Annotated in this window: 14 protein-coding genes; 12 read left to right on the forward strand and 2 right to left on the reverse strand. The window is 49.7% G+C overall.

The features are described from left to right. The first annotated feature begins 308 nt into the window (after positions 1-308). A complete protein-coding gene (locus tag K0J45_RS05455; protein WP_220044573.1) occupies positions 309-1,787 on the forward strand; it encodes an alanine/glycine:cation symporter family protein in 1,479 nt (492 codons plus the stop codon). A 127-nt stretch (positions 1,788-1,914) separates the two neighbouring features. Further along, positions 1,915-2,691, forward strand: coding sequence for a peroxide stress protein YaaA (gene yaaA, locus K0J45_RS05460; RefSeq protein WP_220044574.1), 777 nt, complete (start codon positions 1,915-1,917; stop codon positions 2,689-2,691). Between the two features lie 170 nt (positions 2,692-2,861). Here the strand turns inward: yaaA and K0J45_RS05465 are convergent, their stop codons facing one another. After that, positions 2,862-4,268 (reverse strand): M28 family peptidase, encoded by a 1,407-nt coding sequence (locus K0J45_RS05465; RefSeq protein WP_220044575.1) that lies wholly within the window; start codon positions 4,266-4,268, stop codon positions 2,862-2,864. A gap of 135 nt (positions 4,269-4,403) precedes the next feature. Here K0J45_RS05465 and K0J45_RS05470 point away from each other — a divergent pair, with 135 nt between their 5' ends. Further along, positions 4,404-4,700, forward strand: coding sequence for an ArsR/SmtB family transcription factor (locus K0J45_RS05470; protein WP_011864899.1), 297 nt, complete (start codon positions 4,404-4,406; stop codon positions 4,698-4,700). 208 nt (positions 4,701-4,908) lie between these two features. Here the strand turns inward: K0J45_RS05470 and rpsT are convergent, their stop codons facing one another. Beyond that, a complete protein-coding gene (gene rpsT / locus K0J45_RS05475; protein ID WP_011864900.1) occupies positions 4,909-5,175 on the reverse strand; it encodes a 30S ribosomal protein S20 in 267 nt (88 codons plus the stop codon). 247 nt (positions 5,176-5,422) lie between these two features. Here rpsT and murJ point away from each other — a divergent pair, with 247 nt between their 5' ends. The 9 genes from murJ to K0J45_RS05520 all read left to right on the forward strand — a co-directional run bounded on the left by murJ (position 5,423) and on the right by K0J45_RS05520 (position 14,952). Continuing rightward, positions 5,423-6,982 (forward strand): murein biosynthesis integral membrane protein MurJ, encoded by a 1,560-nt coding sequence (gene murJ / locus K0J45_RS05480; protein ID WP_220044576.1) that lies wholly within the window; start codon positions 5,423-5,425, stop codon positions 6,980-6,982. 65 nt (positions 6,983-7,047) lie between these two features. Continuing rightward, entirely contained in the window at positions 7,048-7,983 is a 936-nt protein-coding gene (gene ribF, locus K0J45_RS05485; RefSeq protein ID WP_011864902.1) for a bifunctional riboflavin kinase/FAD synthetase, read from the forward strand. 32 nt (positions 7,984-8,015) lie between these two features. Continuing rightward, positions 8,016-10,838 (forward strand): isoleucine--tRNA ligase, encoded by a 2,823-nt coding sequence (gene ileS, locus K0J45_RS05490; protein ID WP_220044577.1) that lies wholly within the window; start codon positions 8,016-8,018, stop codon positions 10,836-10,838. 9 nt (positions 10,839-10,847) lie between these two features. Next, positions 10,848-11,360: a signal peptidase II gene (gene lspA / locus K0J45_RS05495; RefSeq protein ID WP_011864904.1), complete on the forward strand. Its 513-nt coding sequence runs from the start codon at positions 10,848-10,850 to the stop codon at positions 11,358-11,360. A 3-nt stretch (positions 11,361-11,363) separates the two neighbouring features. Then, complete coding sequence (fkpB, locus tag K0J45_RS05500) at positions 11,364-11,786, forward strand: FKBP-type peptidyl-prolyl cis-trans isomerase (protein WP_011864905.1); 423 nt, start codon at positions 11,364-11,366, stop codon at positions 11,784-11,786. A gap of 23 nt (positions 11,787-11,809) precedes the next feature. Further along, positions 11,810-12,739 carry a 4-hydroxy-3-methylbut-2-enyl diphosphate reductase gene (ispH, locus tag K0J45_RS05505; RefSeq protein ID WP_220045223.1) on the forward strand — a complete coding sequence of 310 codons (930 nt, stop codon included), beginning with the start codon at positions 11,810-11,812 and terminating at the stop codon, positions 12,737-12,739. A 231-nt stretch (positions 12,740-12,970) separates the two neighbouring features. After that, positions 12,971-13,492: a type IV pilus modification protein PilV gene (gene pilV, locus K0J45_RS05510; RefSeq protein ID WP_220044578.1), complete on the forward strand. Its 522-nt coding sequence runs from the start codon at positions 12,971-12,973 to the stop codon at positions 13,490-13,492. Between the two features lies 1 nt (position 13,493). Further along, complete coding sequence (locus K0J45_RS05515) at positions 13,494-14,507, forward strand: PilW family protein (protein ID WP_220044579.1); 1,014 nt, start codon at positions 13,494-13,496, stop codon at positions 14,505-14,507. 10 nt (positions 14,508-14,517) lie between these two features. Continuing rightward, positions 14,518-14,952 carry a pilus assembly PilX N-terminal domain-containing protein gene (locus K0J45_RS05520; RefSeq protein ID WP_220045224.1) on the forward strand — a complete coding sequence of 145 codons (435 nt, stop codon included), beginning with the start codon at positions 14,518-14,520 and terminating at the stop codon, positions 14,950-14,952. Positions 14,953-14,955: the final 3 nt, after the last annotated feature.

Here is a 14,955-nt window from a genome sequence, read left to right on the forward strand (position 1 = left end):
CGAATGTTAAATTTTTGGTGGTAAACACCATGTTAGTTACGTTAATACAGTAGCTTATTTGTGTCTGATTGCGTGATGGCAATGTCATGTAAATGGGTAACTGTGATCTGTATCACATGGTGCTTTTTTGATGGTATGCTATTTTGGCGTGTCGAATTCGGCAGGCATGTTGTTTTGGCATCATGAAAGGATAATTCGAAAAGATAATCCTGCCGAAAATATTCGATCAAATTGGGAAGGAAATTCAACAAAGGTGGCGGCTTGCTCGGCAAGGTCACCATAAACGTCCTAAGGGTTATAGAAGTTCTATGTTTGAATCTGTATTAAATTTAGTCGATTCGACTATCAACGCGGTAAACGGCATGCTGTGGGGCAGTGTGTTGATTTACGTGCTGGTCGCTGCGGGCGTGTTGTTTACATTGAGATTGTGCTTTATCCAATTACGTATGTTTGGTCACGGTAGCAAGTTAGTGCTACAAGGCCGTGAGAAAACCAATGGTATTTCGTCGTTCCAGGTATTTTGTACCTCTATGGCGGCCCGTGTGGGCACGGGTAACATGGCTGGTGTTGCGGTAGCAATCACAGTCGGTGGCGCCGGCGCGGTGTTCTGGATGTGGCTCATCGCCCTGCTGGGGATGGCAACCGCCTTCATCGAGTCGACTCTAGCTCAGGTATACAAGGTTAAAGACAGCGACGGTCAGTACCGTGGTGGCCCGGCCTATTATATGGAGCAAGGGTTAGGCAAGCGCTGGATGGGTTCTTTGTTCTCTGTCTTGCTGATCATCGCCTTCGGTTTCGCCTTCAATGCGGCCCAGGCCAATACCATGACTGATGCACTCAACAATGCATTTGGGTTAGATAAGACTATGGTGGGTCTGGTGATCGTCGCCGTTGCGGCCTATATCATCAGCGGCGGCCTGAAGAAAGTGGCCAAGGCCTCTGAGCTTATCGTGCCTGTGATGGCGGTGGCTTATCTGGCGATTGCCCTGATCGTTCTGGTAATGAACCTTGAGCAGGTGCCTGCGGCGCTGGCTTATATCGTCAAGAGTGCCTTCGGTTGGGAAGAAGCAGCCGGCGGCGCTATGGGCGCCATGATGGCGGGCATCGCAAGAGGATTGTTTTCTAACGAAGCGGGTATGGGTAGTGCGGCCAATATCGCGGCGTCAGCATCACCAAACCCTAACCACCCCGCCTCTCAGGGTTTCGTGCAGATGATTGGTGTGTTTGTCGATACCATAGTGATCTGTAGCGCTACCGCAGCCATCATCTTGTTATCGGGCGTACTGGATGCGCCGGGTGAGCAGAAGGGCATAGGCCTGTTGCAGTTAGCGCTCACCAACGAGGTGGGTGGCTGGGCTGCCTATTTTGTTGCTTTTGCCATCATTCTTTTCTGTTTCTCTTCGATCATCGCTAACTACAGCTATGCAGAGAGCAATATTATGTTCCTGAGTCGGAGCAAGAAGGTGCTCTATACCTTCCGCGCCTTGGTTTTGGCCATGGTGATGGCGGGGTCTGTGGCCTCGCTGCAGTTGGTGTGGAACTTTGCCGATGTCTCGATGGGCTTGATGGCGCTGGTGAATATTGCCGCCATCGTCATGCTCTCTAAGGTGGCCTTTGCGGTGATCAAAGATTACGAAGTGCAGCTAAAGGCTGGTAAGGTGCCGACCTTTGATGCGGCGCATTTCCCTGAGCTTAACGGTCTGGATGAGAAGATCTGGAAGGGCAAGCCCAGTGCCGATGCCTTGGCTAAAGAGGAAGGTAAGTCGATTGCCGTCCCCGAGGTGTAACCCAAGCGGGTTAATCGCGCCTCTCTATTAGTTCCATCTAAAAAACCACGCTCCAAGAGCGTGGTTTTTTACTGTCTGCGTCAGTATGATAGTCACCTCGCTTAATGTTAGAAACAAAGGATAATTTATGCTGATCTTAGTCTCTCCGGCTAAAACCCTGGATTATGAAACGCCAGCAAGTACCCAAACCTTTACTATGCCTGCACTGCTCGAACACAGTGAAGCCTTGATAAAGGTGTGTCGAGAGCTAACACCAGCCGATATCGCTTCCTTGATGAAGGTCAGCGACAAGATTGCCGGACTTAATGCCGCACGTTTTGCCGAGTGGCATCGCGATTTCAATCTGGACAATGCAAAGCAGGCGCTGTTTGCCTTTCGTGGCGATGTCTATACCGGGCTGGATGCCGATACCCTGTCTGAGGGGAGCTTGGAGCGCGCCCAGCAGCACCTACGTATCCTGTCAGGCCTCTATGGCCTGCTGCGCCCACTGGACCTGATGCAGGCTTATCGTCTGGAGATGGGCACTAAGCTGGCCAATGACCGCGGGGCGAATCTATACCAGTTTTGGGGTGATATCGTCACTCAGGAGGTCAACAAGGCGTTGGCCGAACAGGGCGATGATATCCTGGTGAATCTGGCATCTAACGAGTACTTTAAGTCGGTGAAGCCAAAGCAGGTCCAGGGACAGGTGATCACGCCTATCTTTAAGGATAAGAAGAATGGTCAGTATAAGGTGATTAGTTTCTTCGCCAAGAAGGCCCGCGGCATGATGGTGCGCTACATGCTTGATAACAAGGTGAGTCGCTATGAAGAGCTGCTTAAGTTCGACACCGCGGGTTATTACTACAGTGAGGCAGACTCCAGTGTTAACGAGCCTGTGTTCCTGCGAGAAGAGCAAGCCTAAGCTAAGAACTTATTTGTAGAGTGAAAGATTCTGTCAACGCGATAAAAAAAGCAGCCATAGGCTGCTTTTTTAGTTTTAAGCCAACTTAACTTTCGTTGGCCATGAGCTCACGTATGCCATGAACTCACGTTGGCTATCATCTATGGCCGATTATCAAGGCCTTGCTTTGATTATTTGGCCTTAGGGGTTAGCGGTCTTAGCTCAATCTCAGATTGCGCCATGAGGTAAGCAAACTGGGCGTAGGCGGCCGCATTTTGCGCCAGCGCCTCAGGATCGATCTTATCCAAGGTATCGTTTGGCGTGTGGTGATAGTCGAAATAGTCACTGCCATCTTGTCTGAGTGACGCCACGGGTACGCCATAGCCTGGCAGCATGGAGACGTCGGGGCCACCAGAGGCCTTGTTGTTGCCAGGGGCGACGCCATTATCCTGCATCGAGCCGGTATGAGCCTGCACGGCGGCAAAGGCTTTATCGGCAACGTTAAAGTCGATTTGGTAGATACGCCCGGCGCCAAAATCAGATTCGGCGGCAATATAGTGTTTCGTCAGCTCGGCTTGATGGTCTTTGGCGTAACTCTTACCGCCAATTAACCCCAGCTCTTCGGCGGCGTAGAGCACCACGCGAACCGTGCGGGCAGGTTTAACGGGGAGCTGAGAGATGTAGTGGCCTGCGGCGGTCACAATGGCCACTCCTGCGCCGTCATCGATGGCGCCTGTGCCTTCGTCCCATGAATCCAGGTGCGCGCCGATAAGCACTATCTCATCGGGTTTGCTGCTGCCGGTAACCTCGGCAATCACATTATAGGATGTGGCGTAGCCAAGGTTTTTAGGGCTCATCTCGAGATGCAGCACGACGTTGGGATCGCGCTTAAGCATCAAAGTGACAAGATCTGCATCTGGATTGGACATGGCCGCAGCCGGGATCTTATCTATTCCGTCCTGATAGCGCATCATACCGGTATGGGCCATTCTGTCATGGTCGGTACCGATAGAGCGGATCACTATGGCGAGTGCGCCTTTCTCTGCGGCGGCGATGGCGCCCCGTGAGCGTCCGCCAACCGTCATGCCATAGCCTTTACCTGTCTTGAATCTAGGGGTGATGTGGTCGATAAAGACTATCTTGCCCGCAACCAGGCTTGGATCGGCTTGTTTAAGGGCATCCAGAGTCTCGAAGCGGACGATTGGCGCACTGATCCCTTCTTCCGGCGTGCCGACGCTGCCACCTAGGGCGGTGATCACCAAAGGTTGGGCGTAAGGGGAGACTATATTGGCCTTGGCCTCGCCTCGTTGCCATACGGGCACCTGCACGGCTTCTTTATAGACCTTATCAAAACCGAGGGAGCCGAGCTTCTTCTCGGCCCACTCTACGGCGACCAAGTCTTTGTCGCTACCCGCGAGTCTAGGGCCTACTTCGACCGTGAGTGATTCGACAATATCATAGGCCAGGCTCGAAGAGAGTGCTTGCTGCTGTAGCTTGGCACTAACACTTTGATTTGTGTCTGTTGCTGCCGCATTTTGACAGGCAAATAGGCCGCCGAAAAAGAGTGTGGATAGGAGGATGAGAGGGGAGCTTTTCATGAGTTTCCTTTATTTTTATTACGTATGTCCCATTTTTGAAAACAATCTAGCAAAAAGTGTGCTTTATGTCCCGACTATATCTTTAAGTCAACGCTATATTAGTGCCGGGGTTTGTTTTAGGAGAAATTGCTCGTAATGAATATAGAATTGATGCAACAACGAGCGGATAATGCTGTTGTATTGCTAAAGGCTTTAGCAAATGAACGCCGGCTGTTCATCTTATGCTACTTGTTGAGCGAAGGTGAGATGTGCGTCGGTGAGATGAATAAAAAGCTGGGGCTTAGCCAATCTGCGCTGTCGCAACACTTAGCATGGCTTCGTAAAGACAATTTGGTCGAAACGCGAAAAGAAGCGCAAACGGTATTTTATTCGCTGAAAAGCAAGGAAGTATCTGAAATTATTAAGTTACTTAACACTATCTATTGTCACTAAATGGCTTGAGAATAGCGCAGATAGAAAGCTGATGGGCGACTGGCCGTCAGCTTTTTGTTTTTTGGCTCTGGGATTTTGCCCGTTTAGAGTATTTACGAATTTTCGAATGACTCTAATACAGGCATGAAAAGTGGCGAGATTGAATTGGTGCTCGAACGACAGGCACAAAAAAACCGGCCTGAGCCGGTTTTTTTATATCGCTAAAAGATTAAGCAGCTAGTGCTTTGATCTTAGCGTTTAGACGAGCCTTATGACGGGCAGCTTTATTCTTGTGAATAAGACCTTTAGTCGCCATACGGTCAACAATTGGTTGTGCAGCATTGAATGCTTCAGTTGCCGCTTTGTGATCGCCAGTGTTGATCGCAGCGATTACTTTCTTAACGTAAGAACGTAGCATAGAACGACGGCTAGCGTTGTGCTGACGACGTTTTTCAGATTGAAGCGCGCGCTTCTTTGCAGACTTGCTATTAGCCAAGGTGCAACTCCTAAAAGGGTTAGATATTTTTAAAGGTCGAGGAATATGCCTTTTTTTCGTCAGTTTGTCAATGACAATGATCGGATCTTTATCCTAAAGATAAATTAATCAGAGCAGACTTGGCGTTCTTCAACCTAACTCGTGTAATATGGTGCGCTATTCTAGCAGTATTTGCTGCTTGGTGACAGGGGGTAGTCGACTTTTTAACTTGCTCGATACACCTGTAGTGCTCGTTTCAGGGGGAACTTTGAGCAAGAAACTATTTAAGTCAGGCATGATCGTGAGTGCTATGACGCTGATTTCTCGTGTTTTAGGCTTAGTGCGAGACGTGGTTATCGCCAATTTGATGGGGGCCGGGAGTAGCGCCGACGTCTTCTTTTTTGCCAACAAGATCCCAAATTTTTTACGCCGATTATTTGCCGAAGGCGCCTTCGCCCAGGCCTTCGTGCCTGTCTTGACCGAATATCAAGAGAAACATGACGACCAGTCGGTTCGCGAGTTGCTCGCCAAGGTGGCCGGTACGCTCGGGCTGGTGGTGACCTTAGTGACTCTAGTGGGGGTGATCGCCTCGCCACTATTAACGGCCCTGTTTGGTGGCGGCTGGTTCCTGGCCTGGCTAAACGATGAGCCAAATGGTCAGAAGTTTGAGCTGGCATCACTAATGCTGAAGATCACCTTCCCTTATCTCTGGTTTATTACCTTTACCGCCCTGGCGGGCTCGATACTCAACACCCGTGGTCGCTTTGCGGTATCTGCCTTCACGCCGGTGTTTTTAAATGTTGCCATCATCTGTGCGGCGCTGTTTCTGGCGCCTAAGCTCGATCAGCCGGAGTTAGGCCTGGCCTGGGGCGTCTTCGCCGGTGGCCTGATCCAGTTTCTGTTTCAGATCCCCTTTCTGTTCAGAGAGAAGGCTTTAGTTAAACCGTCATGGGGCTGGCATCACCCGGGCGTCGTTAAGATACGTACCCTGATGCTACCCGCGTTGTTTGGCGTGTCTGTGTCGCAGATCAATTTGCTGCTCGATACCTTTATCGCCAGTTTCTTGGTGACGGGCTCCATCAGTTGGCTCTACTACTCAGATCGACTGCTGGAATTCCCCTTAGGTCTGTTTGGTATCGCGATTGCTACCGTTATCTTGCCGGCGCTGTCGAAGAAGCATGTTAACGTGGAGGGGGATGGGTTTGCCAAGACGATGGATTGGGGGGTCAAGGCGATTCTGCTGATGGGGGTGCCAGCCATGTGCGGCCTGATCGTCCTGGCTAAGCCCATGTTGATGGTGCTCTTCATGCGCGGCGCCTTCACGCTAGATGATGTGGATATGGCCTCTTATAGTTTAATGGCCTATGGTTCGGGTCTGCTGAGTTTCATGTTGATCAAGGTGCTGGCGCCTGGCTATTACTCCCGTCAGGATACCAAAACCCCTGTGCGTTACGGCATAGTTGCCATGGTGAGTAACATGGTGTTTAACCTGATTTTTGTGTTTCCATTCGGTTATGTGGGCTTGGCGATTGCCACCTCGTTATCGGCGCTGCTCAATGCAAGTTTGCTTTACCGGGGCTTACATCGCGCGGGGGTGTACCAAATTCCTCGTCAGACCTTTGTGTTTATGGGTAAAACCTTGGTTGCCGCCGCGCTGATGATCGCCGTGCTTTATCTATTGTTGCCAAGCATTGATACCTGGCTAGCGCTTTCATTTGTGGGCAGGGCAACTCAGCTGGCCTATTTGATTGGCGCAGGGGCTGTGGTCTACCTGTTGGCTATGTTATTGTTAGGAATTCGCCCCTGGAGGATGAAAGCTGGCTTTTGATTGCTGATTATCCTTCTCAGCTGGTATATAATCCGCGAACTTATGCTTGCTAGTTATTGAATGTAATGGAACTGATCCGCGGTATACATAATATTTTACCCAGACACCAGGGTTGCGTGCTGACTATTGGGAACTTTGACGGCGTGCATCGTGGGCATGCCGAAGTCATTGCTGCCCTTGTAAAAAAAGCCAAGCAACATGGGGTTCCTGCAACACTCATGACATTCGAACCTCAGCCGCAAGAGTTGTTTAAGGGGGATAATGCCCCGGCTAGGCTGAGTCTGCTGCGCGATAAGATCGTCTTGCTCGATGAGCTGGGCATAGATCGTCTGCTGTGCGTCAATTTTAATCAGAAGTTTGCCGCCATGCCCGCCGAAGCCTTTATCGAGGATCTCCTGGTAAAACAGCTAGGAGTGAAATACCTGGTGGTGGGGGATGACTTCTGTTTTGGCAAGCAGCGTCGCGGTAATTTTGAGATGTTAAAGGCCGCCGGTGAAAAATATGGTTTTGCCGTGGTCAATACCCATAGCTTTATCCTAGGGGATAAACGGGTGAGCTCGACCGAGATTCGTGGGCTGCTCGCCAAGGGGAACCTAGAGCAGGCAAGGCGCCTGCTAGGCCATCCATATGCCCTGAGCGGTAAGGTTGCCCATGGTGAGAAAATCGGCCGCACCATAGGATTTCCTACCGCCAATATCGCCTTGAAACGCAAGGTGTCGCCGGTCAGGGGCGTCTTTGCCGTCAAGTTGTATTGGGACGGTAGCGATATCTATGAAGGGGTGGCCAATGTTGGCTTTAGGCCCACGGTCAACGGACAAAATTGTCAGTTAGAAGTCCATCTGTTTGATTTTGAAGGAGACCTGTATGGTCGCACCGTCGAAGTCGAGTTGGTGGCAAAGATTAGGGATGAACAGCCATTTAAGTCTTTAGATGCGCTGAAGCTACAAATTAAAGATGATGCTGACAGGGCCAAGGCCCTGCTTGGCTGCGATGCAGGCTGAGAGCAATCAGCTAAATTAACGGTATAGGATCAATGAGCGACTATAAATCTACTTTAAACTTGCCGGAAACTGAGTTTCCGATGCGTGGTAATCTGGCACAACGCGAGCCAGAGATGTTGAAATCTTGGACAGAAAAGAAGCTGTACCAAAAGATTCGTGAAAGCCGCACAGGTGCCAAGCCATTCATTTTGCATGATGGCCCACCGTACGCTAACGGTAGCATTCATATTGGTCACTCAGTAAATAAGATCCTTAAAGACATTATTATCAAGTCTAAGACCCTGTCAGGTTTTGACGCGCCATATATTCCAGGTTGGGACTGTCATGGTCTGCCAATCGAGCTTAAGGTCGAGCAGAAAGTGGGTAAGCCTGGCCAGAAGGTCTCTGCGGCCGAGTTCCGTCAGAAGTGTCGCGAATACGCCGCTGCTCAGGTAGATGGTCAGCGCGAAGACTTTATCCGTCTTGGCGTGCTGGGCGACTGGCAAAATCCTTACCTCACCATGAACTTCGACACCGAAGCCAACATAGTTCGCTCTTTGGCTAAAGTGATCGACAACGGCCACCTGCACAAAGGTGTTAAGCCTGTGCACTGGTGTACCGATTGTGGTTCTGCACTGGCTGAAGCGGAAGTCGAATATGAAGATAAGACTTCACCTGCAATCGATGTTGCCTTCGTGGCGGTCGATCAAGCGGCTGTGCTGGCTAAATTCGGATTAGAGCAATCTGACGCCGAAGTGGCGACCGTTATCTGGACCACAACGCCTTGGACACTGCCTGCTAACCGCGGCCTCTCAATGGCCGGTGATATCGATTACGATCTAGTTGAGTTCACTAAAGATGGCAGCAAGCGCGCGATTATCGTGGCGCAGGAGCTGGTTGAGTCTTGCATCGAGCGTTACGGCGCCGAGTCGCATAGCGTGCTGGGCACAGTGAAAGGTCAGGCGCTGGAACTGCTGCGCTTTAAGCATCCTTTCTATGATTTCGATGTGCCTGTCATCATTGGCGACCACGTTACGGTCGATTCGGGTACCGGTGTGGTACACACGGCGCCTGGCCACGGTCAGGACGACTTTGTTATCGGTCAAAAATATGGTCTGGAAGTGGCTAACCCTGTAGGGGATAACGGCGTCTACAAGCCTGATACCGAGTTCTTCGCCGGCCAACATGTCTTTAAAGCCAACGATAGTGTGGTTGCACTGCTCGAAGAGAAGGGCGCACTGCTGAATCATGTGGCCTATCGTCACAGCTACCCACACTGCTGGCGCCATAAGACACCTATTATCTTCCGCGCGACGCCGCAGTGGTTCATCTCTATGGACCAAAAAGGTTTACGTACTCAGTCGCTGAGCGAGATCGAGAAGACGCAATGGATCCCTGACTGGGGTCAGAGCCGCATCGAGAAGATGGTCGAGAATCGTCCAGACTGGTGTATCTCACGTCAACGTACCTGGGGCGTGCCTATTACCCTGTTCGTACACCGTGATACCGAAGAGCTGCACCCTGATAGCGTTGCCCTGATGGAGCGCGTTGCCCATCGCATCGAACAAGAAGGCATTCAGGCCTGGTGGGATCTCGACGCCGCAGAGCTGTTAGGCGAAGAAGCCGACCAATACCGCAAGGTTACCGATACCTTAGATGTATGGTATGACTCAGGCTCTACCTTCTCATCTGTGGTTGCCGCTCGTCCTGAATACAATGGTCATCCGGTGGATCTCTACCTGGAAGGTAGCGACCAGCACCGTGGTTGGTTCATGTCATCACTGATGATCTCTACCGCCATGAACGGCAAGGCGCCTTACAAGCAGGTATTGACCCATGGTTTCACCGTGGACGGTCAGGGCCGTAAGATGTCTAAGTCGATCGGTAACGTGATTGCGCCGTTGCAAGTCACTAACAAGCTAGGCGCCGACATTCTGCGTCTATGGGTAGCTGCGACCGATTATAGCGGTGAGATGACAGTATCTGATGAGATCCTTAAGCGTAGCGCCGATGCTTACCGTCGTATCCGTAACACGGCGCGTTTCCTGCTGGCTAACCTGAATGGTTTCGATCCGGTAAACGACACCGTTGCCATCGAAGATATGGTTGCGCTGGATCGCTGGGTGGTGCGCCGCGCAGCTGCCTTGCAGGCCGAGATCTTAGAGGCTTACGAGCAATATAACTTCCACTTGGTGACCCAGAAACTGATGCAGTTCTGCTCTGTTGAGCTAGGCAGCTTCTATCTGGATATCATCAAAGACAGACAGTACACGGCTAAGCGTGACAGCCTGGCACGTCGTAGCTGTCAGAGCGCGCTGTTTTTGATCGCCGAAGCCATGGTGCGCTGGATTGCGCCTATCCTGAGCTTTACCGCCGATGAGGTATGGCAGTCGCTGCCGGGCGAGCGTGAAGAGTTTGTCTTTACTCAGACTTGGTTCGAAGGCCTGGTCTCTGTGACCCTAGATAGTGACCTGAGCGACGACTATTGGGCAAATCTCATCACAGTACGTGATGAGGTAAACAAGGCCATCGAGCAGGCGCGCCGCGAGCAGCGTGTCGGCGGTTCGTTAGAAGCCGAAGTGACTCTCTATGCCGATGAGGCCTTAACAGAGTCTCTGGCGCTGCTGGGTGAAGAGCTGCGCTTCGTGCTGCTGACCTCCAACACTCAGATTGCCCCGCTGGCGAACGCCGGTAACGATGCGGTTGAGACAGAGCTGGCTGGTCTTAAGCTATTAGTGGCTAAGACAGAGGCGGCCAAGTGCGATCGCTGCTGGCATCACAGAGAAGATGTGGGTCAGGTTGAAGCGCATCCACTGCTTTGTACACGCTGTGTGACCAACATCGAAGGTGATGGCGAAGTTCGCCAGTTCGCATAAGGGAATCGAATGCCATCTAGCTGGAAAGAGAGTGGCTTACGTTGGTATTGGGTAGTTGTATTGGTGTTCGTTGCCGATCAACTATCCAAACAATGGGTACTAGCCAATTTTGACCTGAGAGAGTCAATTAACTTACTGCCATTTTTTAATTTCACTTATGTGAGAAATTATGGTGCCGCCTTTAGCTTTCTAAATGATGCCGGTGGGTGGCAGCGTTGGCTGTTTACCTTGGTTGCCGTCGGCTTTAGTACCTTGCTGACCGTCTGGCTGCGTAAGCAACCGAAAGGATTATGGCGACTGAATCTGGCCTATACCTTAGTGATTGGTGGGGCGCTGGGGAATTTAATTGATCGCTTGCAACATGGCTTTGTGGTCGATTTTCTCGATTTCTATTGGAAGACGAGTCATTTCCCCGCCTTCAACATTGCCGATTCGGCGATCTGTGTCGGAGCCGGACTCATCATCCTGGATTCGTTTATTTCAGAGCGTAAGCCAAATGGCGAAGACGTTGCAAAGGGGTAAGAAGTGACTGTTACACGTTCATTATTGTGCCATATGAATATCCTGCTGGAAGATGGTTCGACCGCAGATAGCACTAAGGCCTCTGGTAAACCGGCCAAGTTAAACATTGGCGACCAGAGTCTGAGTCCGGCATTTGAGGCCGAGCTTTCGAACCTCAAGCAAGGCGATAAGCACAGCTTTACTCTGGCAGCAGCGGACGCCTTTGGCGAGTCAAACCCGGATGCTATTCACCATATGGACAGGAGTAAGTTTCCTGCCGATATGCAGCTCGAAACTGGCGTTATCGTCAGTTTCGCCGGACCTGGTGGCAGTGAGATCCCTGGTATCGTCCGCGAGGTAGTTGGGGATTCGGTAACCGTCGATCTTAACCATCCATTGGCAGGGCGCGCGGTGACATTTGAATTGGAAGTGGTTCAGGAGCTTTAATCATGACGCAACCTCCTCAAAGCCTGCAGATTAAATTGGCCAACCCGCGTGGTTTTTGTGCCGGTGTCGATCGGGCCATCAGCATAGTCGAGAGGGCGCTAGAGCTGTTCTCGCCGCCAATTTATGTACGTCATGAAGTGGTGCATAATCGATATGTTGTGCAAAACCTCAAAGACAGGGGCGCGGTATTTGTCGACGAACTAGACCAAGTGCCGGACGACAGCATAGTGATCTTCAGTGCTCATGGTGTATCCCAGGCAGTTCGTGCCGAGGCTAAAAAACGTGGCCTGCGAGTATTCGATGCCACCTGCCCATTGGTGACCAAGGTGCATCTGCAGGTCACCCGTGCCAGTCGTAAGGGGATCGAGTGCATCCTTATCGGCCATGCGGGCCACCCTGAGGTTGAAGGGACCATGGGACAATACGACAACCCTGAGGGCGGCGTATTGTTGGTGGAGTCACCTGCCGATGTAGAGGCCTTAGTGGTGAAAGACCCTGATAACCTCTGCTTCGTGACACAGACGACTCTGTCTATGGATGATACAGCAGATGTGATAGCGGCTTTGCAGAAGCGTTTCCCGTCAATCCAGGGACCGCGTAAGGACGATATCTGCTACGCCACCCAGAACCGACAAGATGCGGTGCGTAACGTCGCCGATGACGTCGACCTCTTCATTGTGGTGGGTTCTAAGAATAGCTCCAACTCGAACCGTTTGATGGAACTGGCTATTAAGAAGGGCACACAGTCTTATCTTGTGGACAATGCCGACGACATCAAATCCGAATGGTTTAACGATATCGAGAAGGTTGCCGTTACCGCTGGCGCATCGGCGCCGGAGGTGTTGGTACAACAGGTTATCGATGCTATCGCCAAGTTGGCACCTAGTGTGATCACCGAGGTGGAAGGGCGTAAAGAAGATACCGTATTTGCCGTACCGGCTGAACTACGCTAGGTATCTTGCTGTTTTGGTAGGAAAAGGAGGCTTGAGCCTCCTTTTTTATTGCCTAAAAATCGCCCGCGGCATATCGAAATTCCTTTTTAGACCTAATATTACTAGCGAGTAACATTCGACTAATCTATGATTAACTAGTATAGTTTAAAGTTATGCTAACTTTCAGATTTTAAAAGACTAAACCACTTAATCGACTGTCAAAAGTATGGCTAATATCGGAGATTTGACATCATGGTAAAACGTGGGAAAGGGTTTTCCCTAATAGAGGTGATGGTTTCGCTCGTCATTCTTGTTATTGGCCTGATCGGCATATTTAATCTACACGTTGTTTCCAAGCGAGGCAGCTTCGAGTCTTTTCAGCAGACCCAGGCCTCATACTACGCCAACGATATTATCAATCGCATGAAGTTAAATCCTACTCAGTTAGCCAATTATGCGGGTACATACAGTAAGCTGCCTACGAGTGTTGGTAAAGAATGCAAAGGCGCTACGGTTTGCTCATCTACAGAGATGGCGGCTTGGGATCTCTATGAGTGGCAAATTTCATTTTTTGGTACAGCAGAAAAGGTCGGCACTCAGAATGTTGGAGGGTTGGATACTCCTATTGCCTGTATCGTAGTGAATGGAAATGACGTTACAGTCACTATGGCTTGGAAGGGGATTCGCAAAACTAAAATTGCCTCTGCTACATCCGATTGTGGTTCAGCTACCACAAATCGACGACTTTATTCTGTTCAAACGGTGATTATTTAAAATGGCTTTGCATATAAACAATAAGCAAAAGGGCTTGTCACTTGTAGAATTGATGGTCGCTCTCGTTATTAGTCTGTTTTTATCTGCAGGCCTTTTTTCCATGTTTAGTATGTCTTCATCAAATGTGACAACGACGAGCCAGTTTAATCAGTTGCAAGAAAATGGGCGTATTGCTTTAGCAATAATGGAACGGGATATCAGCCAGGTCAGCTTTTTTGCTGATCTAACGGGTACTGATTTTGTTCGTGATACTAATACTACAGTGGCACCGAGTCTTGGGGGAAGTGATTGTGAAGGCAGTGGGCTGAACAATCAGACACTTCCTAATACAGAGCCTTCGCATTTTAGACGTTTATGGGGTTATGAGCATGATAAAAATGGGCCTGTAATCGGTTTAGGTGAGAAGAGTACTAATTTAACTTGTTTGTCTAATGCCGATGATGTCGCAGAAAAAACGGATGTTATTCAGATAAAAAGACTAATAGGGCCAGATATAGCTGCTTCCAGTAGAGATAGTAACAGAGTATATGTAGTAACAAATTCTAGTCAGGCGATCTTTTTTAGCGGGGCTTCATCTGCTCCATCATTAACAAGCGGACGTTACTGGGAGTATCAACACCATGTCTATTATATAAGAAATGATGGTGATATTCCTGTATTACGTCGTCGTTATCTTTCAGTCGATAATTGGATGAAAAATGAAGAACAATTAGTCGAAGGTATCGAGAATATTAGAGTCTTATTTGGATTTGATGATGACGGAGATAATAGTCCTGATGGGTATGTTCCTGCAAAAGATGTCTCGACTAAAAATTGGGATAACGAATCTTTTCAGCGTTTAGTTTCAGTAAAGTTGTTTATATTGGTGCGCTCTTTGGAAAAGGATTTAAGCTATACCAATGATGTGAAATATATTTTTGGTGATAAACAATTAGGTCCTTATAACGATAATTATCGACGCAAAGTGATGTCTACGACAATTGTGTTAGAAAATCCCGCATTAATTCGAGGTTAGAAAAATCATGTTGAAGAAACAGCAAGGAATCGTACTTTTTCTATCTCTCATTATTCTGATTATCATGACAGTGATTGGAGTAGCGCTTGCCGTTAACTCGACGCAGTCATTACGTATGTCGGGAGCGGGATCTGAACGAATTGAGGCCAAAGCCATTGCCGACGGAGGCTTGGCTAAGGTAATAAACGATTACGGTGGTGCTACTTTTGCGAACTTATCTGGGAAAGTGACTGAAAATGTATTTAATGGCACACAAGTGATCACCCCGTTGCCAGAGACCGCTGTTAAAGATGTGGGGTGCCAAAGAACTGCTAATGCGACAGGCGCGAACTTAGTGAGCTGTCGCCGTGCCCAGGTAACGAGTAGTGTTGATTTTGGTCGAGATAAATTAGGTTCGTTAACGGTTGTTTCAGGTATCGAGCAGCAAGTGCTAACAGGAAACTAGGAT

Origin of the sequence: Shewanella alkalitolerans, from assembly GCF_019457575.1 — a bacterium.
Lineage (GTDB): Bacteria > Pseudomonadota > Gammaproteobacteria > Enterobacterales > Shewanellaceae > Shewanella > Shewanella loihica.